This is a genomic window from Paraburkholderia sp. BL6665CI2N2 (genome assembly GCF_004366535.1).
Lineage (GTDB): Bacteria > Pseudomonadota > Gammaproteobacteria > Burkholderiales > Burkholderiaceae > Paraburkholderia.
Map to the genome: position 1 here is coordinate 184,289 of NZ_SORC01000001.1, position 25,013 is coordinate 209,301.

20 protein-coding genes and 2 pseudogenes are annotated in these 25,013 nt (G+C 62.1%); 6 read left to right on the plus strand and 16 right to left on the minus strand.

Annotated elements, in window-relative coordinates; all coding sequences use genetic code 11:
- Positions 1 to 2 precede the first annotated feature (2 nt).
- The 4 genes and pseudogenes from ptsP to B0G81_RS00840 form a co-directional block, all read right to left on the minus strand.
- Positions 3 to 2,555 carry a phosphoenolpyruvate--protein phosphotransferase gene (gene ptsP / locus B0G81_RS00825; protein ID WP_134132538.1) on the minus strand — a complete coding sequence of 851 codons (2,553 nt, stop codon included), beginning with the start codon at positions 2,553 to 2,555 and terminating at the stop codon, positions 3 to 5.
- Positions 2,556 to 2,646: 91 nt separating this feature from the next.
- Complete coding sequence (locus tag B0G81_RS00830) at positions 2,647 to 5,043, minus strand: phosphoketolase family protein (protein WP_134132540.1); 2,397 nt, start codon at positions 5,041 to 5,043, stop codon at positions 2,647 to 2,649.
- An 843-nt stretch (positions 5,044 to 5,886) separates the two neighbouring features.
- Complete coding sequence (locus B0G81_RS00835) at positions 5,887 to 6,285, minus strand: hypothetical protein (protein ID WP_134132543.1); 399 nt, start codon at positions 6,283 to 6,285, stop codon at positions 5,887 to 5,889.
- Between the two features lie 786 nt (positions 6,286 to 7,071).
- Positions 7,072 to 7,398: pseudogene (locus B0G81_RS00840) on the minus strand (glyceraldehyde-3-phosphate dehydrogenase); the annotation flags it as partial.
- 115 nt (positions 7,399 to 7,513) lie between these two features.
- On the opposite strand from B0G81_RS00840, the gene B0G81_RS00845 reads away from it, so the two are divergent.
- Positions 7,514 to 7,783: a hypothetical protein gene (locus tag B0G81_RS00845; protein WP_134142955.1), complete on the plus strand. Its 270-nt coding sequence runs from the start codon at positions 7,514 to 7,516 to the stop codon at positions 7,781 to 7,783.
- 188 nt (positions 7,784 to 7,971) lie between these two features.
- Here B0G81_RS00845 and B0G81_RS00850 read toward each other — a convergent pair whose 3' ends face one another.
- The 4 genes from B0G81_RS00850 to B0G81_RS00865 form a co-directional block, all read right to left on the minus strand.
- On the minus strand, positions 7,972 to 8,790 hold the full coding sequence (locus B0G81_RS00850; protein ID WP_134132545.1) for a hypothetical protein: 819 nt from the start codon (positions 8,788 to 8,790) through the stop codon (positions 7,972 to 7,974).
- 312 nt (positions 8,791 to 9,102) lie between these two features.
- Positions 9,103 to 9,381, minus strand: coding sequence for a hypothetical protein (locus B0G81_RS00855; protein WP_243856328.1), 279 nt, complete (start codon positions 9,379 to 9,381; stop codon positions 9,103 to 9,105).
- Positions 9,382 to 9,726: 345 nt separating this feature from the next.
- Positions 9,727 to 10,830 (minus strand): calcium/proton exchanger, encoded by a 1,104-nt coding sequence (gene cax / locus B0G81_RS00860; RefSeq protein ID WP_134132547.1) that lies wholly within the window; start codon positions 10,828 to 10,830, stop codon positions 9,727 to 9,729.
- 50 nt (positions 10,831 to 10,880) lie between these two features.
- The gene (locus B0G81_RS00865; protein WP_208328499.1) at positions 10,881 to 11,198 is read right to left on the minus strand and encodes a potassium channel family protein; all 318 of its coding nucleotides are present in this window, start codon (positions 11,196 to 11,198) and stop codon (positions 10,881 to 10,883) included.
- 738 nt (positions 11,199 to 11,936) lie between these two features.
- Here B0G81_RS00865 and B0G81_RS00870 point away from each other — a divergent pair.
- Positions 11,937 to 12,194 carry a hypothetical protein gene (locus tag B0G81_RS00870; RefSeq protein ID WP_243856329.1) on the plus strand — a complete coding sequence of 86 codons (258 nt, stop codon included), beginning with the start codon at positions 11,937 to 11,939 and terminating at the stop codon, positions 12,192 to 12,194.
- A gap of 376 nt (positions 12,195 to 12,570) precedes the next feature.
- Here the strand turns inward: B0G81_RS00870 and B0G81_RS00875 are convergent, their stop codons facing one another.
- Positions 12,571 to 12,837 (minus strand): hypothetical protein, encoded by a 267-nt coding sequence (locus B0G81_RS00875; RefSeq protein WP_134132549.1) that lies wholly within the window; start codon positions 12,835 to 12,837, stop codon positions 12,571 to 12,573.
- Positions 12,838 to 13,650: 813 nt separating this feature from the next.
- Here B0G81_RS00875 and B0G81_RS44340 point away from each other — a divergent pair.
- Positions 13,651 to 14,271, plus strand: coding sequence for a hypothetical protein (locus B0G81_RS44340; protein WP_243856330.1), 621 nt, complete (start codon positions 13,651 to 13,653; stop codon positions 14,269 to 14,271).
- A gap of 84 nt (positions 14,272 to 14,355) precedes the next feature.
- Positions 14,356 to 14,961, plus strand: a pseudogene (locus B0G81_RS00885) (IS5 family transposase); the annotation flags it as partial.
- Between the two features lie 55 nt (positions 14,962 to 15,016).
- Here B0G81_RS00885 and B0G81_RS00890 read toward each other — a convergent pair.
- Positions 15,017 to 15,904, minus strand: coding sequence for a LysR family transcriptional regulator (locus B0G81_RS00890; RefSeq protein WP_106282760.1), 888 nt, complete (start codon positions 15,902 to 15,904; stop codon positions 15,017 to 15,019).
- On the opposite strand from B0G81_RS00890, the gene B0G81_RS44345 reads away from it, so the two are divergent.
- On the plus strand, positions 15,899 to 16,546 hold the full coding sequence (locus B0G81_RS44345; RefSeq protein ID WP_243856331.1) for a response regulator: 648 nt from the start codon (positions 15,899 to 15,901) through the stop codon (positions 16,544 to 16,546). The genes B0G81_RS00890 and B0G81_RS44345 overlap by 6 nt on opposite strands.
- 177 nt (positions 16,547 to 16,723) lie before the next feature.
- Here B0G81_RS44345 and B0G81_RS00900 read toward each other — a convergent pair whose 3' ends face one another.
- The 6 genes from B0G81_RS00900 to B0G81_RS00925 all read right to left on the minus strand — a co-directional run bounded on the left by B0G81_RS00900 (position 16,724) and on the right by B0G81_RS00925 (position 23,844).
- Positions 16,724 to 18,103, minus strand: a complete 1,380-nt coding sequence (locus tag B0G81_RS00900; protein WP_134132552.1) for an MFS transporter — start codon at positions 18,101 to 18,103, stop codon at positions 16,724 to 16,726.
- Positions 18,104 to 18,348: 245 nt separating this feature from the next.
- The gene (locus B0G81_RS00905) at positions 18,349 to 19,158 is read right to left on the minus strand and encodes a CoA ester lyase (protein WP_134132555.1); all 810 of its coding nucleotides are present in this window, start codon (positions 19,156 to 19,158) and stop codon (positions 18,349 to 18,351) included.
- The gene (locus B0G81_RS00910) at positions 19,155 to 20,543 is read right to left on the minus strand and encodes an MmgE/PrpD family protein (protein ID WP_134132560.1); all 1,389 of its coding nucleotides are present in this window, start codon (positions 20,541 to 20,543) and stop codon (positions 19,155 to 19,157) included. Before B0G81_RS00910 ends, B0G81_RS00905 begins: the two co-directional genes overlap by 4 nt.
- 68 nt (positions 20,544 to 20,611) lie before the next feature.
- Positions 20,612 to 21,790 carry a CaiB/BaiF CoA-transferase family protein gene (locus B0G81_RS00915; RefSeq protein ID WP_134132562.1) on the minus strand — a complete coding sequence of 393 codons (1,179 nt, stop codon included), beginning with the start codon at positions 21,788 to 21,790 and terminating at the stop codon, positions 20,612 to 20,614.
- An 18-nt stretch (positions 21,791 to 21,808) separates the two neighbouring features.
- Positions 21,809 to 22,972: an acyl-CoA dehydrogenase family protein gene (locus tag B0G81_RS00920; RefSeq protein WP_134132565.1), complete on the minus strand. Its 1,164-nt coding sequence runs from the start codon at positions 22,970 to 22,972 to the stop codon at positions 21,809 to 21,811.
- 29 nt (positions 22,973 to 23,001) lie between these two features.
- Positions 23,002 to 23,844: a MaoC family dehydratase N-terminal domain-containing protein gene (locus B0G81_RS00925; protein ID WP_134132569.1), complete on the minus strand. Its 843-nt coding sequence runs from the start codon at positions 23,842 to 23,844 to the stop codon at positions 23,002 to 23,004.
- Between the two features lie 284 nt (positions 23,845 to 24,128).
- On the opposite strand from B0G81_RS00925, the gene B0G81_RS00930 reads away from it, so the two are divergent.
- Positions 24,129 to 24,947 carry a 2OG-Fe(II) oxygenase gene (locus tag B0G81_RS00930; RefSeq protein ID WP_134132572.1) on the plus strand — a complete coding sequence of 273 codons (819 nt, stop codon included), beginning with the start codon at positions 24,129 to 24,131 and terminating at the stop codon, positions 24,945 to 24,947.
- Positions 24,948 to 25,013 lie beyond the last annotated feature (66 nt).

Below are 25,013 nucleotides of genomic sequence, written 5' to 3' on the forward strand. Positions count from 1 at the left end.
GCTCAGTCGGAAAAACGGGAAAGTTGCGCGCGGACTTCCGCGACGGTGCCCAGACGCAGCACGTCGGCGGCGAGCTTGCTGGCCTCGGCCATCGTCAGCCGCGCAAGCTGGGCCTTGACCGAACCGATAGCGGGAATGCTGACCGACAGCTCGTCGATGCCGAGGCCCGCGAGCACGGGCACGGCCATCGCATCCGACGCGATGCCGCCGCAAATGCCGACCCATTTGCCGTGCCGGTGCGCGCCCTCGACCGTCATGCCGATCAGACGTAGTACCGCAGGGTGAAGCGCATCGGCCTGCTTTGCGAGTTGAGGATGGCCACGGTCCATCGCGAGCGTGTATTGCGTCAGGTCGTTCGTGCCGATCGAGAAGAAGTCGACTTCGCGCGCGAGCGGCTCGGCGATCAGCGCGGCAGCAGGCACTTCGATCATCACGCCGACCTTGACGCTCGCCGCGTGGTCGCCGGCTTCTTCGAGCAGGATTTTGCGCGCGGCCTTCACTTCCTCGACCGTCGCGATCATCGGGAACATCACGTGCAGATTGCCGAGTGGCGCCGCGCGCAGGATCGCGCGCAATTGCGTGCGGAAAATGTCGGGACGTGCCAGGCTCACCCGCACGCCGCGCAAACCGAGGAACGGATTGTCTTCCTTCGGCAGGGGCAGATACGACAGCGGTTTGTCGCCGCCGACGTCGAGCGTGCGGACCACAAGCGGACGTTCGCGGCCGAGCGCCTCGGCTACCGCACAGTATTCGGCGGCCTGCTCGTCTTCGGATGGCGCGGTGTCGCGCGCATCGAACAGGAACTCGGAGCGCAACAGGCCCACGCCTTCGGCGCCGGCCGCCACCGCGTCGCGCGCCTCCTGCGCATTGCGGATGTTCGCGACGACTTCGATGCGGTGGCCGTCGGCCGTCATTGCGAGCTTGCTCGCCGCGAGCTTTTCGGCTTCGCGTTTGGCGGCCTGGCGCCCGATGCGTTCGTGCGCCTGCGCCAGTTCGTCGGCGCTCGGGTGGCGCCGCAAGCGGCCGCGCGAACCGTCGAGCACGACGGGGGTGCCGTCGGCGACTTGCAGCGCGCGGGCGTCGATACCGCAAATCGCGGGAATGCCGAGCGAACGCGCGAGGATCGCAACATGACTCGTCGCCCCGCCGGTCGTCGTGCAAAAGCCGAGCACCTTGCTGCGATCGAGCGACGTGGTGTCAGACGGAGACAGTTCTTCGGCAACCAGAATCGAGTCCTGCGGCACGTCGATTTGCGCCTGCCTGACGCCCGCGAGCAACGCGAGCACCCGCCGGCCGACGTCGCGGACATCGCCCGCACGTTCGCGCAGCAGCGGGTTGTCGAGCTTCCCGAGGGTGCTCGCCTGCATCTGGAAAGCCTCGCGCCACGCGAAGCCCGCGCTCTTGCCTTCGCTGATGCTGGCGATCGCCATATCGCTCATGTCGGGGTCGTCCAGCAGTTCGAGATGCGCAGCCAGAATCTGCGCCTTCGACGCATCGGCGAGCGTCGCTTTCAGCGCTTCGATCTGCTGACGCGCCTGGTGCCGCGCCGCTTCGAGTTTCGCGCGCTCGCGTTGCGGCGATTCGCCCGCTTCGTTCACGTCGATCACTTGCTGGCGGAACTGCACCACGTTGCCGACGGCGAGTCCCGGCGAAGCGCAGACCCCGGTGAACTCGTTAGGGTCGGCCTCGGTGACTGCGGCGCGGGTGGCGATTGGCTCGGCGCTTGGAACCGGAGGTGCTGGAGTTGCGGCAGACGCGGGTGCGTCGCCGGGCTTTTCGCCAGAACCGTCGGCGAGCAGTCGCGCAAGCACGCTCGCTGCCTCCGCTGCGTCGGGCCCGCGGGCCTCGACGCGCAGCTTGTCTCCGAGCGTGGTGGCGAGCCCCATGATCGCGACGACCGACTTCGCGTTGACGCTGTCGCTGCCGCGCAGCAGGCGGATCTCGGACGTAAACTTCTTCGCTTCCACAGCGACGACGGCGGCGGGCCGCGCATGCAGGCCCGCCGGATTAGGCAGCGTGATTTCGCCAGAGAGGATTGCGCGGGCCGCCCCCGCCGTCTCCTTGTCTGCGATGCTGCCGGCCAGCTCGACATACAGGGCCGTGTCGGTGCCCGCGTTGACGAGGCCTTTAGCGGGCACATAGCGGGCGACGAGTTCGCCGTTGGCGATCACCATCTGCGTGAGCAAGCTGCTTGCCTTCGCACCGACCACCACCGGGTCGAAGCGGATCAGCGGCGTGCCGACCGCGACGGTGTCGCCTTCCTTGACGAGCGGCATGAAGCCCTCGCCGCGCAACAGCACAGTGTCGAGCCCGATGTGCAACAGGACTTGCAGCCCGTTGTCGCCGGTGATCGTCAGCGCATGGCTCGCGCTATGCAGTTGCGTGACTTTGCCGGAAAGCGGCGCCAGCAACTCATCCGACGTCGGATCGATCGACACGCCGTCGCCGACCATCTTCTGCGCGAAGACCGGATCGGGCACGCTATCCAACGGCACCAGCACGCCCGAAAGTGGCGCGCTCAACGCGATGCGCAGGGGACCCTCAGGAGCTTGCATTGCGACAACTCCTAATGTTTTTTACGCTTGCCAGAAAGAGTTTGATTCGGGCCATGCGAGCGCGAGATGCACGGCGCAGACGACGAACCGGTCAATACGGCCACACCCATTCGGAAATCTCCGGGCTATCGGTGCCGTGCTCGTGCGCGTAATTCATGTTGAGGATAATTGCATTCCTCATGTCGTCTCGCAGATGCGCGGTTCTGCCCTGCAAGCGCGGCACGCGGTCGAGCACGTCGAGCACCAGGTTGAAACGGTCCACCTTGTTGAGAATCGCGAGTTCGAGCGGCGTATTGATGTTGCCTTTCTCCGTGTAGCCGCGAACGTGCAGATTCTCGTGATTGCGAAAACGATATGCGAGCTTGTGAATCAGCCACGGGTAGCCGTGAAAATTGAAAATCACGGGCTTGTCGACCGTAAACAGGCTGTCGAACTCGCGCTCGGTAGAGCCGTGCGGATGCTCTGTCACCGGCTGCATCCTGAACAGATCGACCACGTTCACGAAGCGCAGTCGCAGTTCGGGCAGACGCTCGCGCAAAATAGCCGTCGCCGCGAGTGCTTCCTGCGTGGCGACGTCTCCGCATGAAGCCATCACCGCATCGGGCTCCACATCTTCGTCATTGCTCGCGCGCCGCCATACGCCCATGCCCTTCGCGCAATGGACGACCGCTTCGTCGATGGTCGTAAATTGCAGATGCTTCTGCTTGTCCGCGACGATTACATTGATGCAATCGGTCGAGCGCAGGCATTGATCCGCCACGACGAGCAGCGTATTGGCGTCAGGCGGTAAATAGACGCGCGTGACCGACGGGCTCTTGTTGGTCACGAGGTCGATGAACCCGGGGTCCTGATGCGAGAAGCCGTTATGATCCTGACGCCATACCGTCGAAGAAAGCAGGATATTCTCCGAGGCCACGGAAGCGCGCCACGGCACATGGTTCTTGCACACGTCGAGCCACTTCGCGTGCTGGTTGAACATCGAGTCCACCACGTGCGCGAACGCTTCGTAAGTATGAAAAAAGCCATGACGGCCGGACAGCAGATAGCCTTCGAGCCAGCCCATCAACGTGTGTTCCGAGAGCATCTCCATCACGCGGCCGTCGCGCGCGAGTTCGCCGCCGTCGTCGTCCTCGGGCAGCATGTCGGCCATCCACACTTTCTTGCTGACCTCGTAAATGGACTGCAAACGGTTGGATGCGGTCTCGTCAGGGCCAAAGACGCGAAACGTGTCCATGTTGCAGCGCAAGGTGTCGCGCAGGAACTGGCCGAGCGGCTGGGTGTTCTCGCGCAACACCTTGCCGGCGTGCGTGACCTCAACCGCGTAGTCGCGGAAATCCGGCAGCTTCAACTCGCGGCGCAGTACGCCGCCGTTCGCATGCGGATTGGCGCTCATGCGGCGTGACCCTTGCGGCGCAAGCTCGCGCAGCTCGGCGAGCAACTGGCCGTTGTCGTCGAACAACTCTTCGCCCTTGTAGCTGCGCAGCCAGCTTTCCAGCAGTTCGAGATTCGCGGGGTTGCCGCGCACATCGGAAAACGGCACCTGATGCGAGCGCCACGAGCCCTCTACCTTGTGGCCGTTGATTTCCTTCGGTCCCGTCCAGCCCTTCGGCGAGCGCAGGATGATCATCGGCCAGCGCGGGCGCTCGGTGTTGCTGTTTGCGCGCGCTCTTTCGTGAATCGCGCGGATTTCGCCGATGACCGTATCGAGCGTGCCGGCCATCTTCTGATGCATCTCTGACGGGTCCGATCCCTCGACGAAGTACGGCGTATAACCGTATCCCTCGAATAGTGCCGCCAGTTCTTCATGGCTGATGCGCGAGAGGATCGTCGGATTGGCGATCTTATAGCCGTTCAGGTTCAGGATCGGCAGTACGGTGCCATCGCGCGCGGGATTGATGAACTTGTTCGAATGCCACGCGGTAGCAAGCGGACCTGTCTCGGCCTCGCCATCGCCGACTACGCAGGCCACGATCAGATCGGGGTTGTCGAGTGAGGCGCCATAAGCATGCGAGAGGCTGTAACCGAGTTCACCGCCTTCGTGAATCGAGCCGGGTGTTTCGGGCGTCACATGCGAGCCAATATGCCCCGGAAACGAGAACTGCTTGAAGAATTTCCGCATGCCTTCGGCGTCTTCGCTTTTGTCCGGATACACCTCCGAGTAGGTGCCTTCCAGATAGGCGGGGCCCAGTACGCCCGGCGCACCGTGTCCGGGGCCGGCCATGAAGATCACGTCGAGATCGTCGCGCTTGATCACGCGATTCAAATGGGCCCAGACAAACGACAGCGCGGGGCTTGCGCCCCAGTGTCCGAGCAGACGGTGCTTTACATGGTCGACTTTCAGGGGTTCACGCAAAAGCGGGTTGTCCCTGAGATAAATCATCCCGACCGAAAGATAATTGCAGGCCCGCCACCAGGCGTCGATGCGCCCAAGTTCGTCGCTGGAAAGCGTGGAGGGATACGAAGCGTCCGATGCGCCTTCGTTGCTCATGCTGACGTCTCCTGTCCATGCGCCTCGATCTGAGACGAACGAAAAAGCGTTGGGCGCTGCGGCGGCGCTGTCGCTTTGTCGGGCCGTTTCGCGCCTGACGGCCCGTTGCATGGAGTTCGGGAAAGAAGCCCGAAAGAACTCTGAAAAAAGCATATGTTACTGAACGCAGATTGCAAGCTACGGCGGATGTTCTGGCGCACAAAGGCTGTCTTTGCTGTTTGGCTTGTTACGCTTTTCAAGTTTCTGTTTTACCCGCTCAGCGAAGCCCGCCACAGCATTTCCCCGAACATGTACAAACTTCCGAGCCCTCTTGCCGCACGTCCCAAATCAGAGGGAAGGTATGAGGTAGTGGCCGTCGAACACGTGCTTTACGGCCGCGTCCGCCTGAGTTTCCTCGATGGGCAGCCGATGGCGGCCTAGTAGACGCGTCTTGTCACTACCCGCGCGGCGCAAATTGCGAAGCCAAGCATTCAGCGTGCCAGATTGGTCATGTAGTTCCAGCAACAAGCTGCGCACAGGGTCCGACAGCCTGACGTCGTCGGCCAGACCGAGGCAATGCGGCAAGAAACGGGGCCGCAGAAGGCGCACTCACCACGCGAAATTCAGCGAGTAGCTCGCGTGTCTGGTTCGGCAATGTGGGCTGTTCTGCAGGACACACACTGCTCGACACCGTATCAGGCAAGAATTGCCTGCTGCTCGACAGACTTGATTGCAACGAACGCATGGTTGGCTGGCGTGCCGCGATGGCGATCGCCTCGGCACCGGCCGCATCGTTCTTGCTGCTGAGCCCGCTCTCGGTTTCCCGCTGCGGAAACTTCTGCCCGCGTTCGCAAGGCTCGCGCCTCAGTGGTGAACGGGCCGCATCGATGATCCCATTGGCCGAATTACCGCGGCCGCTCGCGCCTGGATTCTCGCCGCAGACGAAGTCGTTTTATGTGGACTGGTTGCGCAGTCGTACCCGTTCATTTGCTCGTCGATGACAAAGTCTGCGACTCTCATCGCGTCCATCGAGTTACCGTCGACGTCGTACCACTGACGAGTCGCGCGATTAATTTTGGCTAGTGCGTCGACAGCAAGTAGTACGGCGTCAGTCTCGGTGATCTTGCCTTCAAGATCATCCGCCAGGTAATCCGCAACACGTAGAGCCGCATTGATTAGATTGCTGTCGTCAATCAGGTCCGTCAATACCGCATCAACCACTGCCAGGCAGGCATTTTTGCGTGCAAGTGCGATATCTGTCATGAGGGTCTCCAGAGCCGAGGTGACTGGTTAGCGAACTTTGGCGGCCGCGTCGTAGAACAAAGCGAACGCTACGCAGCCATCACTACGACGACTACGGCAACGGCGATATCAGGTGCAAGCACAATTTACTCCGAGTTTTCCCACGTGCATACCGAATGCGCCCCCGGCGAGGCCGCCACAGCATTTGTGGCGCTACAGGGCCACGTTATAGTGCAAACGGAGCGACTCCCATCATGAATTTTCTAGTGGTTACCGCTTCGCCCATTTTCGTTGCAGTGCTTTCAAGCCCGTCCGTTCGGGCTCGAAACAATTCCGCGGCCGGTGCACCGGCGGCTGCAGAGCATCCCGACGAAATCGTGAGGATGCGCCAACAGGTTGCCGCAGCCAATCGCGGGTACAGCAAGCAGGTAGCCGCCGCTAAAAAATTTTCGATGAAAAAAGGCAGCGGCCAAAAAAGAGCGCGACGCTGCCACAGCGGCTTTCCGCAGCAACCCCAAGCGCTACCGCGCGTTACGCCCCTAGTATGCAAGTGCGGTCACCGACATTGACCAGGCCGTGTGTTCCGCCGTTGATCGCCGTCAAGCGGGCGTAGACCCAATTTAGCCTCTCGGCTTGCTTCGTACAAAATGACCGCTTCCGGGATGCAAGGGCTATTTGCGTCGTTGGGTCGTCCGGCAAGCCTCAATGCTGAAGAACGCGGCGGCGGCGAGCCGAGCCGGTGCGAGTCCGCTTGCGGCGTGTGCAGGCGCAGGCCTGTGTTCCTTTCGAACGTGAGTGCCACACATGTCAACGCCACCCGCTGCCAGCCTGGATATAGAACGCGTTCTGCTCCTTGCTGTGGGCGACGTCGATTCCGATTGAGACGCCCAGGTTGCGTGCGATCAGGCAACGGAAACCCGCCCCGACACTGCGGACGTTCTGCGCCTGAGAGAAGCTCTGCAACCGTCCGTAGGCTTTACCCACGGCAGTAAAGCCGAGCAGCGACCACCTGGGCGTCACGTCCCAGCGCAGCTCCGCTTCAGCCGCAACCGCATCGCGGTCTTGGTATCGACCCTTCTGGACGCCACGCTGATCAACGTACGGTTGCGCATAGAACGGGATGTCACCGGTCGAAATGGACGCTCGTTTTTATCGGAGAGACTTCCTTGGGTCTGGCTCCTACGGCCATACGAAGACGGCTTGGCGCGACAGCTGACGCCGTCTCAACCAGGCACGGAGGGCCGTGAAAATGGGCGAATCAAGAAACGGACTTTGGAGGGGGACGGGCGCAATGCTGGCCGCCGCCGGACTCCTGGCGCCTTCGGGCGCCGCACTGGCCACAAACCAGTCGCAACAGCGCCAACAAGGCAGGAACGCAAACCAGGCTGCCAAACAGGAAACGCGCGCGGGCAAGGTCGACTGCCGGGCTGCAAACCAGAAGAGCAATTCGCAGTGCCGACAGGACAAGCGCGACACGAAGCAGGAAGGCCGCCAGAAAAAACGGGACATCAAGTATTGACGGAGAGTGCCGGTGGAATGCCTGCCAGCGGGGCACGCATCGGGCGCCTGGCGACCCGTGTAGTGGGCATGTCCGTTTCGCCCGGTGCAACGTCGCGATGCGCGGTCTTTGTTTTCAGGCAGACCGTGTTGCGAAATCGAGCCGGCTGCCACCAGCGTCTTTCAATTTGCATGGCCGCCAAAACGCAATCAGAACTTGAAGGTCACATTCACGCTTGGGCCGCTAAAGCGCAGCGTTTGTACGAGTTGATTACCCGAGCCGTAAAATGCCAAGTACCGATAGAGCAGGCCGACATCGACCCGCTTTGCCGCGTAGGCCAGCCCTGTCAGCGCCTGCCATGTAAGCTTCGAGGTCCCCGTCCCCACGTCGAGATAGAACGGGATGTACCAGGCGCCATCCCGAGTGATAGTTGCACGTCCGCGCACGCCCGCAAATCCGTCAAAGATGTTCTGCATCTGCGCAACATGAAAGTCCGAACTGGCCCCCGGGCCCGAGCCAACTGTCGCGCCGATTGCAGCGTCAAGTGTTCCCTTCACACCTAAGTACCGCATGCCCGCGACCGCATCGACGTGTCCCCATTCCTGCCGGAGAACCGTGCGACTGCCTCCCACCTGGACCAGCGTTCCAGCGAAACTCGTCTGAACGTCCTGTTGTGTTTCACGCGTTCCGAGTACGCCGCTCGTCGCATTGACAGCGCCCTCATGCCGGCCAAAGTTCAGGTAGATGGTGTCGGCGAAAACACTCCACTCCCCTTTGCGCGCCTCCCCCTGGAGCATCAAGGCGAACCTGAGGTTCTGCAGATAGTTGTATGGCCCGGTCGACGCGTCGGCGCCGCCGCCGGGCGCTGTGAACCGGAGCGTCCCACTGACGGTGGGCAACCACAAGTAAGGGCCCACTGCAAACTGCCACTGCGCGCTGGCGTCGCCCGGAGGGGAGTCGGTCGCGAACGCCCAGCCGCTTATTGCAGCCATCGCCAATGCGACGACGCATTTTGACCGTCGAGTCATGATGCCCCCTCCTGCCTCTCCGCGCGTTTTCAGATCCGCGCGGCGGCGCTTGCATGGTCGAAGTTCGACTTGAATGTCGTCCGTGTACAGCCGAAGCTCGCCGCCGGCTCGCGTCGCGACGCCTGTTGCCGGCGCGACGCGTCATGGCAATTGCGCAATGTGGGTCGCACGCCGCCGCGCTCGCGGCACAGGCGCTTTTTTGCGAAACCGCCTGCAGTACGGGCGCGAAGTAGTTGCAGGCACTACACAGATTCCGCGCAGCAAACACTGTGAAGGCATCTTGATACAGAAGCAAGAAGCACGGGACGCTCGTCAATCCTGTCCCAGCCGGCGCATCTCGCCGCACCTAACTGCCGCTCGCAAGACCGGAATGATTGGCACAGCAAGCGCCGCTGCCGGCTCGCCCGGCACGCCCGATCGCAAAAAGAGCGGTCCCCACCAATGGGCGACGCAATATGTCATCTCCTTGCGCCGCTCGTAGTAGCGCCCGTGCTTCGCCAAAGCGCGCTCAATCTTGTCCTCTGAGCCCGGCGTGCCCGTGTCCACGAGAACACAGCCCGCTTCACCGATGATCAGGTGGCAGTGGACCATGCCGAACGGCAGGACGTTTAACCTGCATATGCAAAATCGCATGGGTCGGCAGCCGGCCAGGAAGCGTCATTCGCTCGTCGTTTCGCTCGGACGTTCAGACGTCGGCTTCTCCCGATAAACGGCCGTTCGATTGGCGAAGACTAATGTTGCTTCATCGACAACTCAGGTCGTTCACTCGTAGCGGAGCGACACGCCGGCCAAGCGGACTGAATGGCCCCCTAGGTACCCGCCATTCAATTCGCCGCCGCTACGGGATCGGTCCCGTGACTGCCAGAGTCGGACAGCTGCGCCGCCGCGGCGAGCGAAACGTGGCTGCGCAGCCGTAAAGTATTCCGATAGCGTTCGTTAGAGTATCGGCGGCAGAAGGTACAGCGTCGTCGCAAACGTGAGATAGACCGCGATGACCAGCACCCCCAGGAACCATGCGCTGCGCCCGCCATTGCACACGAGCGAGACGGTGAGCGTGGCAAGAAACATCATCGCGACGGCGCCCGGCCAGAACTGCAGGGTCATGGGCGCCGGGCCGAGAAAGTAGCTGGCGAGTACGAGCACGGGTGCCACGAACAGTGCGATCTGGGTAGCGCTGCCTAGCGCGATGCCGACACTCAAGTCCAGGCGGTTCTTGCGGGCGCCGGAGAAGGCCGCGGTCATCTCGGCGGCGGCCCCCACCAGTGCCACGACGACGAAACCGACGAAGGTGTCGGTCATGCCCATAGCCACCGCAGCTTCCTGCACCGACGCCACGAAGATCTCGCTGACCAGCCCCACGAGCACCGTGACGGCGCCCAGGATGCAGATCGCCAGCCTCAGCGGCCAAGGCTCGCCCTCCTCCTCGCCCTTTACGTCGCCATGCCTGACCGAACCGAAGAACTCCCTATGGGTCTTCAGCGAGAAAACCAGGCCCAGGGCATAGGTTACGATGAGCACGATTGCGAGGCACACACTGAGTTGCTGCAGGAACGCCTGCCCCGGCGCTTCGCCCGTGCCAGAAGCCAGCGAGGGCACGAGCAGCGCGATCGTGGCCAGGAACAGCTGGCCCGCCTGGAGCCTGGCGCTAGCCGCGTTGAAATCCTGCGTGTGATAGCGCATGCCGCCCAGAAGCAGGGAAGCGCCGAGCATGAACAAGGTGTTGGTGACGATGGCACCAGCAATCGATGCCTTCACCAGCATATACTGCCCCGCGCCCAGGGCGGTCAGCGCGATCACCAGTTCGGTGAGGTTGCCCAGTGTCGCGTTGAGCAGGCCGCCGACGGCGTCGCCGGTCTTGGCGGCGACCGACTCGGTGGCATGGCTTAGCAGGCCCGCGAGTGGAACGATAGCCAGCACGGCCAGGATGAACAGCACCTGCCCATGCGCATGGAACAGGTGCTCCGCAGCGAGCACCGTGGGCACGAACACCAGCAGCCAGAGCAGCGGACTCCTGCGGATCTCGTGCCATAGCAGTGTCATCGCGTCACTCCGGTTTCGGTGTACCAGCGATTGGCGCGGTGCCCCTGGTGTCACTCATCGCTTGCGGCCGTAATTGCCTTGACGGCGACGGCCGCGACCAGCGCCGTCAGGATGATGCCGCACATGCCGATAAGGATGGCGAGCGCGCGCCCGAGAAGGGTCTTAGGTGCGAGGTCTCCGTAGCCGATTGTCAGGCCGGTGACAAACGAGAAGTAAATCGATTCCTGGACAGACCAGCCTTCGCGCAGGCCGACAACGATGCCGAGCCCGACGAACAGCACGAGCACGGCCGACATGACGGGCCACACCACCCGCAGGCCAAAGAGCATGCCTTGCAGGAACCTTCGTCGCGTGGTGCGGCGATCCATGTCCTCTCCCGACTGGAGTGCAAAAAGCGGATCAATGAACGGGTTATCGGGCTTGCATGAGCATCATGCGCAGCCGCACATGAATGAGCGAATGCTCCTCCTCGAAAGTCGATCGATCTAAACGATCTAGTTCCGGCAGACCATCGAATAAATGGACTGCCAGTTCACCGCATACGTCCCCGCAACACGCTGGCCAAAACTCACCCGATCGCCGGGTTTCGCAAAATGTTCCTGTCCCGAGGGTGGTGAGAATACGAGTGCACCACCGCGTGGTAGAGATTATTTTGTCGTTCACGCTTTCGATACAGTCAAGATCTGCGACGGCGACCGGCTGTATCAGCTACCTACGCTGGCAGCGCAACTGACGACTTCGTCTTCAGGACGCGGCACGCTGACACCCAGCTCACCGCTTATCCAATGAGTTTTAACTCGCGAGAATCGGCGCAGTAGCGTTGTCCGATTATAGGTGTCACCGGGTGGATGACGGCATAGGGCCTTCGTCCTATGCTTGCCCAGTGGCGGTCGAAAGCCTGGGCGCATTGAAACCACATGCACAGCGAGCGGCCGACAACGCTTATGTCAAAGCGAAGTGCGCAGCCTCTCTCGCGGCACGCTCCTTGCGCGACTGTGCGAACGCTTGGTCCCGAAAAAATTCAGGCGGGACTTGTCAGCCGGCGGACTCGCAGCGGGCCAACCTGCCATTAGCGACAGTTCAGAAGCCACAGACGTGGAATATCGGTGGCGGTGAAAGATAATGCAAAGGAGAAAAAAGACGTGCCGACCAGAACGATTAGCAAGGGCAAGCACACCTACCGTATTGAACCGATCCCACTGGCTGAAGGCTCGTACACTTTTGAGATTGTCCATATTGACCATACTGGAGACGCGATCAAAGAAATGCGCCACGAACCGGGAATCGCTTACGCGACAGAAGAGGCCGCCATGGACAGTGGATTTGATGTGGCGGCAGAAATGGCTGAACAGCAGAACGACTGAACTCGGGAACTTGTCGAGCTTGGTGGCGGGACACCGTCCGTCGCCCTACGGATGCAATCCAGGGATGCTTCTACCCGCCCTTGAAGGGACCGCGCCCTGCGGCTATGTCCGAATGGGGGTAGGGTACCGAAGTTGGCGGTGGTTGCTGCGGCGCACTGCCCGAACCTGGTTCCAGATTTCGGATTCGGGCACGAAGCGTCATTCGCACCCGCCGCGGTTCGGACATTCGGACGTCTGTTCCGGGGAGCAACCGGCCACTCGCCTGGCAACGCGCGCGGACCTAAACAGGCGACGAGCAGATGTGCGCCAATGGGCGGGGCAGCTAGATCACTAAATTGAATGGGTCGAAATGTTAGGCGGATACTTGCCGTTACCTTCAACGCGGTTGAGATTCCGGCCGTAAAACAATGTTCTTGCTCGCGAGTTGTTTTGACGACTGAGGAACCGTCGAGCCGGCTGCTATTGAACCGGAACCGGATGGCGGCGTCGGCGGGAATATTGCGGTGCGTACCAGCACCCGGTCGATGTAAGAAAGATCGCGGCTAATAGGACGAAAACCATCGGGTTGCTCTCCTGTTCGTGAATACCCCTTGACGGTGAACACACTGGAGTTATCTGCATCCGTTTTCTGACTGAGCGGCATCGGCGCTCAGCCGTGGGAGGTGAATCAGTGCGGACGAAGTCCTTGAGCCGCCAAATGTCCGTTTATTCCTTTCCGATCGCCGCGGCGATACATCACCACAAACCGAGCTTCGACGTCGCATACTTTCTTGGGGATCTGTTTCCGTTTGAGTTTCATCGAACTTAAGCCAAGGATAGTCAACGTTGCCGGTCGAACAAAGCATCTCGAACGAGGTGCATCCTGCTGTTCAACGTCAGCGTCTCCTCGCTCGTGCTAGCCGGGTGACCTCGTTTTGCGACGCTGTGGAACTGGCGCTTTGAGCGCGCCTGCGCCCGGATGAGCCGTTTTGCGATTGCGTGCCGTGGGCGGCCTTGATGGCAGCACGGCTGCCGTCGCAATAGGTTCGGGCGCGCTAGGACCAAAGTCTCATGTCGTCTGACGCTCGCCTGCGCTAGGCCGGGAAGTCACCACACCGTCCTCGGGCGCTTCCTTTCGCCGTCGATACGACCGACGCCGTGCACGTCGGGTCAACACTACAAGGCCTGGAGACGTCAGATTCGGCAACGATCGCACATCGGGTCCTCCATCCCCGAAACGACATGCCGTCGCGCATCAGAATGCCTGGTCGGTCGGCGTTTCGTAGACCGTCGCCTAGGCGATGGGTCGCGCGCATCCCGTGCATGAATGGCCGGCAGAAGGTGGTCAGGCTGGATAATCTCCGGAAGCAGGATCGCCCCCAATTTGAACGACAAGGACGCTTGCCGAGAGGTCCGAGGAATACAGCGGCTTGACGGCGGTTTCGGCGTTACCCAGCGGCTCCCAGGGAGCGGACTCATGAGAAAATTCTTCGCGGTTGGGACTCTAGTCGCTGACAGACAGCAGTTCAACTCCACTATTCTCGGCCTATTCGTCGCTGTACTACTGACACTTCAAGGGTGCTCAACTACGCCGAGGCGCTTGCCAGCGGTCCCACACAACGTAGTAAGTAAGGCTGAAATCTCCGGCATGCCCGGCGTACGCTACGTCGCAGGCTCGGATGCCCCGGAACTTACTGTGGCGGCTTTTGAGTCGCTGAAGAGGGAAAAGGCTTACCCGGCGCAGCAGGGGCACACGATTACGCCACCGGCGGTATTTCTCGCGATTTCGGGTGGCGGGGACGACGGTGCATTTGCTGCGGGCTTGCTGAATGCATGGACGGAGACAGGAACACGGCCACAGTTCAAGCTCGTTACCCTCGGTGGAATTATGTTTAATCCGCCGGGCGGCAGGGGAGATCTGAAAGCAATGGGTGAGCGATTGAATAGAACGATAATTCACATCATCGCCGAAGAGACCGTGCAAGGGTACACGAGAGACAAGAGCTTGCTTGAGAAGATAAAACGTCAGATGCGAGCGGGAAGGACTCCCATGCCACTGGACGGCTTCGAGAGGTTGTTGCTAAAAGCAAAAACTTAGTTAAGGAAGGTCTGCAAAAGTCCTGGCATTGAGGTTCGGGTGAACTATCCTGGGATGAGGGAAGTTAGTTGAGGAGAAGCCTTGATGTCCCAGCTTGGTCTTGGTCTGGATCTCTCAACGAAACGTACGTGCAAGCGGGAATTTCTCGACGAAATGCGGCGCGTGGTGCCTTGGTCGAGGCTGATTGCGCTGATCGAGCCGCACTATCCGACGGGTAAAACCGGACGGCCGCCGTTCCCGATTGCGACGATGCTGCAGATTCATTTTATGCAACAGTGGTTCGGTCTTTCGGAACCTGCGATGGAAGAAGCGCTATATGACGTTCCGCTGTATCTGGACTTCGCGGGGCTGGACGGCGGCATGGCGCGCTTGCCGGACGAGAGCACGATTTTGCGTTTCCGTCACTTGCTCGAGACGCACGGACTGGCTGCGCAAATGCTGGCGCTGGTTAATGAGATCCTGGTGGAGAAAGGCCTGATGATCAAGACCGGGTCGGTGGTCGATGCCACGTTGATACCGGCGCCCAGTTCGACGAAGAACGGCTCGGGCAAGCGGGACCCGGAGATGCGTCCGACGCAGAAAGGCGGTAACTGGTACTTTGGAATGAAAGCGCACATCGGCGTGGATGCGAAGTCCGGCCTGGTTCACACGGTGATCGGTACGGCGGCCAACGTGCATGACATGGCCCGGCAGCTTGATCGTTACCGATCAATGGCGCGCGACTGAACGCCGGCAACTTTCGGCCTTAAACCCCCGCCATCAGCCGGTCGACCAGCACGCGCGCGAACGGCGGCAGGTCCTTGAGGCTGCGCACGCAGATCTTGAGCTTGCGCTCGGCCCAAGGATCGTTCAGTCCGACCGTGGCGATCTGCATCGTCTTCCTGTGCCGCAGCGCGACCGATTCCGGCACGATGCCGATGCCCACGCCCGCTTCGATCATCCGGCAAGCGGCTTCGAAGTTGCCGACCTGGATGCGCAGTTTCAGCCGCGCGCCGAGCGCATCGGCGGCACTCGTGATGAACGCGTGGATCGCGCTAGAGGTCGGCAAGCTCACGAAATTGGCCGTGAGCACTTGCGCAAAGTCCACCGACGCCAGACGCGCCATTGGATGATCGCGCGACGTGACCAGCACGAGCCGGTCGTCGCGATACGGCAGCATTTCCAGATGCTCCGCGTGCACATTGCCCGCGACGATGCCGATATCCGTCGCGCTATCCGCCACACCCTTGACGATTTCACCGCTCAACACTTCGCGCAGGTCGATGTTGACGTCAGGATGATCGCGCAAGAAATGGCTCAGCACGGCCGGCATGAACTCGCTGATCGCCGTGGTATTGGCCCAGATGCGTACGTGTCCCTTGATGCCTTCGCCGTACTCCTGCATGTCGCCGGCCAGATGCTCGACCCGTTCGAGCACGAGCCGCGCGTGATGCACGAAGGCTTCGCCCGCGGGCGTAAGCGTCACGCCCTGGCTGGTGCGATAAAGCAGCTTGAAACCCAGTTGTTCCTCGAGATTCTTGACCCGGTTGCTCGCCGCCGGCGCCGACAGATGCGAACGCTCCGCGGCGCGCGCCAGATTTTGCGTGTCGGCGATATTGATGAGCAGACGTAAGTCCACGAAATCGAAATGCATGATGACGGCCTGGTTGAAGCGCTGCTGGGCGCTCGCAAGACAAAGGCCAATCTTAACCGGGCGTCAAGAAAGTGCCGGACGGTTTCCGCCGAGCCGCCTGTTTCGCCCGCAACTTCGCACGTCGCTTTCCTGCATATAGCCAGGCACGGCACTTGCTCTATGTTGCGGCTCGACAGGGCAAGAACATATGGCAGTTCAAGCCGCTTCCCTGTCAAGGCTGGCGCCACGGACACCCGCGGCCCGGCCCAACCGAACATTTCAGGCATAAGCATTATGAGTCGCGTATTACTGGTCGACGACCAACCCGAGGCATTGTCCGCGCTACGCGCCGTGCTGGTCGGCCGTGGTTACACGGTCGCCACGGCGGCGGACGGCGCCGAAGCTTTTGAACGACTGCAACGCACGCGCGTCAGCGCGGTGGTGTGCGACTGGCGCATGCCCAACATGGACGGCGCCGAACTGATCGAATCGATGCAGGCCCGCAGTGAACTGGCTTCCGTACCCGTCATTCTGACGAGCGGCAGCGGCGAAGCGCCCGCCTTCCCCGTCAAAGGCTTTCTGAGAAAACCATTCGCGCTGGACAAGCTGCTCTCGTTGCTGGCCGAATGCGAAAGCGATGCGGCGGTGCCAGCGGTCTGCTAGGCGCTTAGCGGCCCGCTGGCGAGTGCCGTCGATGCACTCGCTCGCGCGCGTCGCGCACAAAAGCGGGGCACGCGGTAGGTTCGCGAGCGCAGCGGTGCGGCGTCGAGGTGCGGTTACTTTGGAACGCGTTCGCGTCTGGAAGAGCCAATCGACGGACCACCTCATACGCTCGATCGGCTACACCGACTTTTCGAACCACTCTCCGCTCGGCGTGAGCTCGGCATCGGGAGAGATGTCCTCGAGCGTCTGCTGACTCGTTTCGATCCGCAGCGCAAGGATCGCCACGCTCAGTAACAGCAGAACGCCGCCGACCATCGTCAGCACGCCGGTCACGCCGAAGTGCGTGTACAACAGCAGCGCCACATAAGGTGTCGACATGGAGGCGGCGCGTCCGCATGTGCCGGCGACGCCCGTCCCCCGCAACCGGTGCGCGGTCGGAAACAGTTCCGGGATATAGCCGAACAATCCGAGCGTGCATACCGTATAGATCGCCGTCACCAGTGCGAACCCCACGATGGAAATCGCCGCTGGCGCCCGCATCTGCACGTACACGAACCCGAGCGCGATTGTCACGAGCGAGAACAGCACGATGCCGTTACGCCGGCCGATCCGGTCCGTGACCAGATACCCGACCACCGCGCCGGCCGGTGCGCCGAACGACATCAGCAGCACGAATCCCAACGATTGCACGATCGTCAGCCCTTCCTTGACGAAGAACGTCGGCAACCACGCGACAAATCCATACAGCGACATGTTGATCGCCATGCAGGTGAGCGCCGCCACCAGCGTGCGGCCGATCATGCCGCGCGCGAACAGCGCAGAGAATGGCGCGGCCGGCACCTCGTGGCTCATCACGCGGGCCACCGGCGGCAACTTGCCGACCCGCGCTTCGACCTGCCGCTCGATCGCCGACACCGTTGCCTCGGCTTCGTCGAGCCGCCCGACCGTTTCCAGCCAGCGCGGCGATTCCGGCATGCGATGCCGCAGAAACCACACGACGAGCGCACCGATCCCGGCAATCGCAAACATATAGCGCCAGCCGAGATGCGGAATCACCCAATAGCCGATCGCCGTCGCGCCGAGGAGGCCGGAATTGATGATCAACGCGAGCAACGAAGTCCAGCGTCCGCGCGTGGCCGGCGGCACGAATTCGCACAGCGTCCCGGCCGCCACCACCAGTTCTGCCCCAAGCCCCACGCCCATGATGAAACGCAGCAGGATCAGCCAGTAGATGTTCGGCGCGAAACACGCGGCGATCGACGCGAGACCGAAGATCGCCAGATTCGCCTGATACGAGTAACGCCGGCCGAAGCGGTCGCCGAGATAACCAGACAGACCCGCGCCGATCATCATGCCCATGAAGGTCGCGGAGATGAAAAACGAGCCGAGCCGCAAATCGGTGAAGCCGCTCTTGACCATCGCGGCTAACGCGCCGTTAGCGAGATAGATATCGAATGCGTCGAGGAAGGCGCCTGCGCCGATCAGGCCGAGAATGTTCCAGTGAAAACGGCTGATGGGCAGGCGATCGAGCCGCGCGCCGGAATTGACGGTTGCCAAATTGTGTCTCCTGATGGGTCCGCGCGCGGTTGGACCGCGCGCGCAAAACAGTGATGCATGGCTGTCTTTTTATGACGACGGCTCTTTGCATGGTGTTGAGTCACTCCGCGCGAACGTGTCCCCCCGCGTGACGTCAAGATTGCGTTACGCCGCGTCTTCAGGGAATTGGCATTATTGGAAGCCGATGTTTTGTCGCGGTTAATGGACGGCTCGCGGCTTCGCGTCCGCGATGCGCTTGCCGCAGCCTACGCGCCCGCGAGGATCTTCCGCGCCTTCAGGATCACCGGCATATCGACCATCTTGCCGTCCACCGCCGCCGCGCCCTGGCTCGTTTCCACTGCGGCGAGTACGCGTTGCGCCCAAGCCTTCTCCGCGTCGCTCCACGCGTACGCGCGATGCACCGCATCGATCTGCTTCGGATGAATGCACAGCTTGCCGCCGAAACCGAAGCGCCGGCCGCGCCGCGCATCGGCTTCGATGGCCTCGGTATCGGTGATGGTGGTCGATACGCCATCCACCGGCGCGCCGATGCCGGCAAGCCGCGAGGCCAGCACGATCTGCGAGCGGAACAGATGCAGTTCCTCGCCGTCGCCGTCGATACCCAGATCGATCTGAAAATCCAGCGTGCCGAACGCGATGCGTTGCACGCGCGGCGCGGCGCACAACACCGCGAGGTTCGCAAACCCACGCGCGGTTTCCACAATCGGCAACACGCTCAAGGTGGCATGCGCCGTCGCCAGCACGGCTTCAATCTGATCGCGCGTCTCCGCTTTGGGCAACACGATCCCGGCGATACCGGGTTGTCCGGACAGTGCGGCGACATCCGCGTTGAACCAGGGCGTGTCCGAGCCGTTGATGCGCACCCATGCGGGCCGCGATGCATCGCCCGATACAGCGGCTAACACCGCCGCGCGCGCCGCCGGTTTTTCGTCGGGCTGCACGGCATCTTCGAGATCGAGAATCACCGCGTCCGCGCCGGCCGCATGCGCTTTCTCGAAGCGCTCAGGGCGGTTGCCCGGCACGAACAGATAAGAGCGCGGCAGTGCGCCGCTCATGCGGCCACCGTCGCGTCGGACTCGGTTTCGAAGACCGATCCGACCTGCGATTGTTCCGCGATTTGCCACCCATTGCCGAGCAATCGCGCGGCCTCGCCTTCGGTGGCCGCGCTTGAAAATGCCGTCAGCCGATGCAGCTTGGTGGCGATTTCATCGCGCGACAGCGTATTGCCCGGGTCGCCTTTCGGTTCGTCGACGCGGCCCTTCAAGGTGCGGCCGTCGGTGGTCGTGACCGTTACCTTGCCGATCCAGCGCGCGGGATAAGCGGCGTCGACTTCGGCGTCGAAGGCCATTTCGACGTTGTCGCGGAAGGCGGCAATCGCATCCGCGTCGAAACCCTGCTCGAATTCGGTCACGCCCGCATAGCCGTGATGCGCGACGAGCCCCAGCACCGTGCCCATGTTGAACTTCGCCTGATGAACGGTGCGCGGCGTGACGACCGCGCCGAGCACATCGAGCGCGCCCTGATGGACGTGCGCCACGACCTTCGCGATGTCGCGCGGTGCGAGACGGTGTTCCTGCACCACGGCGAGCAAGGCGTCGGCGGCGGGATGCGTGTGACGGCATGCCGCGTGATACTTGAACGACGTCTCCGCCGTCGCCCAGCGGCTGCCCAGGCGGTCGACGAGACGCGCCGGGTCGGCGTCGCTCGACATGCCCGCCGCCATGCCTTGCGCGCCTTCGAGAATGTGCGTCGCGCCCTTGAAGCCGTCGGCGGCGAGTTGCGCGGCCATCAGTCCGTTGGCCGCCGCCATGGCCGTATGCAGTTGTTTCGAGTCGGCGGCATCGCGCAGAAACTCCCACAGGCCGCTTGCCTGCGTACCCGCCGAGCCGAACGCGTCGAGCATTTGCGCCGGCGACAAACCGAGCAACCGTCCCGCTGTCGCCGCCGCCGCGACCGTGCCCGCCGTACCCGTGGTGTGAAACACCTTGTAGTGCGAGCGCCCGAGAAACTCGCCAACGCGGATGCCGACTTCATAGCCCGCGACCGCCGCCGCGATCAAGTCGCGCCCCGACTTGCGATGCGCTTGCGCCAGCGCGAGCGCCACCGGAAACACGACCGTCGCGGGATGAAACACCGAGCCGTTGTGCACGTCGTCCTGTTCGGCGAAGTGCGACGCCGCACCGTTGATCATCGCCGCGAAGTACGGCGTGGTGCGGCTGCGGTCGATCAGCACTTCGCATGCGCCGTCGTTCGACGCGCCGCCGGCCTGGCGGGCGAAGCGGGCGATCGTCTCGACCGGCCGCGCGCCTTTGCCCGCCAGCGCCGAGCCGAGCCAGTCGACGTAAAGGTTGACGGTGCGCTCGACCACGGCGTGCGGAATGCTGTCGAACTCGAGTTGAGCGGCAAAGGTGGCAAGCGTCAAACTGGGATGGTCGTTCATGATGAGGTCGCTTCGTGTTCGTTCGGGTCGCCGGCGTGGCGTCGCTTACACGCCTGCACAGGACATATTCAGATCGTGCCGGCGGCTCGCAGCGCGTCGATCCGCGCGCTGTCGTAGCCGAGTTCGCGAAGAATCGCGTCGGTATGCTCGCCGAGCGCGGGAACCGGATCCATACGCGGCTCGATATCCGTCGGCAAGCCCGGCGGCAATAACGCGGGCACCACGCCCGCCGGCGTGCCAACCTGATGCCAGCGCTCGCGGGCCTTTAGTTGCGGATGCGCCCATACGTCGCCGAGCGAGTTCATTTGCGCGTTGGCAATACCGGCGCTATCCAGCCGTTCGATCACTTGCGCCGCACTCAGCGTCGCAAAAGCCGCGACGATCACCTCGCGCAACGCGTCACGCGCCGACGTGCGTTTCGAGTTGGAGTTGAAGCGCTCGTCGGTGGCGAGATCCGGTTGCATCAATACGCGTTCGCAGAAGAGCTTCCATTCGCGCTCGTTCTGCAGACCGAGCATCACCGTCTTGCCGTCGCCGGCAGGGAACGGGCCGTACGGATAGATCGTGGCGTGCGCCGCGCCGGAGAGCGCGGGCGGCGTTTGACCGTCGATCGCGTAATAGAGCGGATAACCCATCCACTCGACCATGCTCTCCAGCATCGACACGTCGATGCGGCAGCCTCGCCCCGTGCGGCCACGCAATAGCAGCGCGCTCAGAATGTTCGAGTACGCGTACATGCCCGCCGCGATATCCGCAATCGAGCATCCGGCCTTGGCCGGCTCGCCGGGCGAACCGGTGATCGAAAGAAAACCGGATTCGCTCTGGATCAGCAGGTCGTAAGCTTTCTTGTCGCGATACGGTCCGTCGGAACCATAGCCGGAAATATCGCAGACGATCAGCTTCGGATACTTCTCGCTCAGCGTGTCGTAGCTGAGACCAAGCCGGTCCGCGGCGCCGGGGGCGAGGTTCTGCACCAGCACGTCCGCGTCGGCGACGAGGGCATCGAGAATCTCCGTCGCGGCAGGCTGCTTCAGATCGAGCGCAAGACTTTCTTTGGAACGATTGGTCCAGACGAAATGCGACGACAGTCCATGCACGCGTTCGTCGTAACCGCGCGCAAAGTCGCCAACGCCGGGCCGCTCTATCTTGATCACCCGCGCGCCGAGATCCGCGAGTTGACGCGTGCAGAACGGCGCGGCGATCGCGTGTTCGAGCGTGACGACTTTGATACCGTCGAGTGGTCTCATGTTGTTGGCGCCCGAACGTCAGAACGAACGCGGCAGCCCGAGAATATGCTCGGCCACGTACGAAAGAATCAGATTGGTGGAAATCGGCGCGACCTGGTAAAGCCGCGTTTCACGGAATTTACGCTCGACGTCGTACTCGCAGGCAAAGCCGAAGCCGCCGTGGAATTGCAGACATGCGTTGGCCGCTTCCCACGACGCATCGGCCGCGAGCAGCTTGGCCATGTTCGCCTGAGCGCCGCACGGTTGATGCGCATCGAAACGGCGTGCCGCCTCGAAGCGCATCAGGCTGGCCGCCTCGACATTGATGAACGAGCGCGCGATCGGAAACTGCACGCCCTGGTTCTGGCCGATCGGACGGCCGAATACGATGCGCTCTTTCGCGTACTCGGTGACCTTGTCGACGAACCAATAGCCGTCGCCGATACATTCGGCGGCGATCAGCGTGCGCTCGGCATTCAGACCGTCGAGGATGTACTTGAAGCCCTGGCCTTCTTCACCGATCAGATTCTCGGCGGGGATTTCGAGGTTGTCGAAGAAAAGTTCGTTGGTCTCGTGATTGACCATGTTCAGAATCGGCTGCACGGTCATGCCGTGACCGATCGCTTCGCGCAGATCGACGATAAAGATCGACATGCCCTCGGATTTCTTCTTCACGTCCGCAAGCGGCGTAGTGCGCGCGAGCAGGATCATCAGATCCGAATGCTGCACGCGCGAGATCCACACCTTTTGTCCGTTGATCACATAGCGGTCGCCGCGCCGCTCGGCGGTGGTCTTGATCTTCGTGGTGTCCGTGCCGGTGGACGGCTCAGTTACGCCCATGGATTGCAGACGCAAATCGCCGCACGCGATCTTGGGTAGATATTTTCGCTTCTGCTCCTCGGAACCGTGGCGCAACAGCGTGCCCATGTTGTACATCTGGCCGTGGCAGGCGCCCGAGTTGCCGCCGGCGCGATTGATTTCTTCCATGATGACCGACGCTTCGGTCAGCCCGAGCCCCGAGCCGCCGAAGTCCTGCGGAATCAGCGCGGCCAGCCAGCCGGCTTTGGTGAGCGCGTCCACGAAGGCTTCCGGATAGCCGCGTGCTTCGTCGATCTTGCGAAAGTACTCGCCGGAAAATTGCTGGCACAGATCGCGAACGGCTTCGCGAATGTCCTGAAAGGAATCCTGCTGCGTGGTTTGCATAAACGAATCTCTTGGGGTTCAGGCGAAGCTCAGGCGATAGCGGCCGTGGCGCGCATAGTCAGATAGCCTTCGTGGTCTTTGGCCCACAACTCGATGATCTTGCCGTCGGCGGAAGGCTTGCCGCACACCGTGAAAGCCTGGCCGGCGAAGGTCGGACGCACCGCCTTGAAAGCGAAACTTTGCAGCGTGGCCTGCGGTTGTTCGCGGCGCACAAGGTCGACCAGCAAGGTTGCAATCAACGGACCGTGGACGATCAGGCCTGGATAGCCTTCGACTTCCGTGACGTACGGATAGTCGTAGTGAATGCGGTGACCATTGAAGGTCAGCGCCGAGTAGCGGAACAGCATGACGGCGTCGGCGTCGATCGGGCGGCGCCAGGTTTCGCCTTCCGGCGCGAGTTGCGGTTGCGGTGGACGCGCGCCTTCCTGCGGCGCGTCGCGATAGACGATGTCGTGTTCTTCTTCGAGCTTCAGTTCGCCGCCGGCTTCGATAGTGTGCTGCACGGTGACGAATACGAGACGGCCGGAGCGGCCGGTCTTGTCTTCGATATTGGCGATGGTCGAAGTGCGCGTGGCCTGCTCGCCCACCTTGAGGGGCGCGTGAAAGGTCAGGCGGCCGCCGGCCCACATGCGGCGCGGCAGCGGCACGGGCGGCAGAAAACCGCCGCGCTTCGGATGGCCGTCCGGGCCGACTTCGGACATTGGCGCAACCGGTAGAAAGTACAGCCAGTGCCACAGCGGCGGCACGCCGTCGCCGCTTTCTTCGCGATCGAGCGTGGCGGCCATCGCCTTCAATGGAAAGGCGGTGATGTCGTCTTTGAGCACCTCCTGCTTGTCGAGCCAGTCGTCGAGTTTCTGTGGGGAAGCAGACATGGGCACCGTCTCCGTATACGCGTATTGGGCTTAATAGAGTCTTACTATGAACGAGGCAGCATGTGCTGCGAAGTTTGCATTTTCGAAGCGAGTGTTTGGATTTGCTTAAGGCTCGCTGAATCGCCGCGTGGCGGAGCACTGCGACCAAATCCGTCCGCACATCATGCGCTCTTGCCGAGACACCGGCTGCGAACAGCGCGGAATTGAAAAGCAAGAGTCGGGGTGTGCGGCATCACGCCCGTGCTTACACTCAATCATGGCTACGATCGCGTGATGGAGAAATTATGGACACGGTTGCGAAGGTTAGTGAGTCGCGCACGCTGGATTTGGCGTTGGACCTGAAAGCTGGCGCGGGACAGAAGCCAGAGGTGAAAGGCACTGAAACGGAGACGCGCGGCTCGCCTGCGCAGCGTATCGGTGCGATCGACTGGTTCGATGTCGAAGCAGAATTGAACGCGTACGGCTGTGCGATGCTGCGCAATCTGCTCAGCTCAGAGGAATGCGATTCACTGTCCGCGCTCTATCCGCACGATGCCTTGTTTCGTAGCCGCGTCGTCATGGCGCGCCACGGTTTCGGCCGCGGCGAATACAAGTACTTTGCTTATCCGCTGCCGACGTTAATCGCCGATTTGCGCCGCGAGCTTTATCCGCGTCTCGCACCGGTGGCAAATCGCTGGAATCAGGCGATGGGGATCGACGTCCGGTATCCGGCCGCGCACGCGGCATTTATCGAGCGTTGCCACGCCGCCGGTCAGACGCGCCCCACGCCGCTGATGCTCCAATATGCGACCGACGACTACAACTGTCTGCATCAGGACCTCTATGGCGAACACGTATTCCCGCTGCAGGTCGCGATTCTGCTGTCCGAGCCCGGCGCGGACTTCACCGGCGGCGAATTCGTCATGACGGAGCAGCGGCCGCGCATGCAGTCGCGTACGGAAGTGGTGCCGCTCCGCAAGGGCGATGCGGTGGTGTTCGCGGTCCATCACCGGCCGGTTCAGGGAACGCGCGGTGCGTATCGGGTGAATCTGCGGCATGGCGTGAGCCGCTTACGCTCGGGCCAACGACACACGCTCGGAGTGATTTTCCACGACGCGGCGTGAGGCAAGCCGAGTTTGGCTTGCTTTGGTTCGACGTGAGTTCCTGCGCTACTGCGCTGCGGCAAAAAT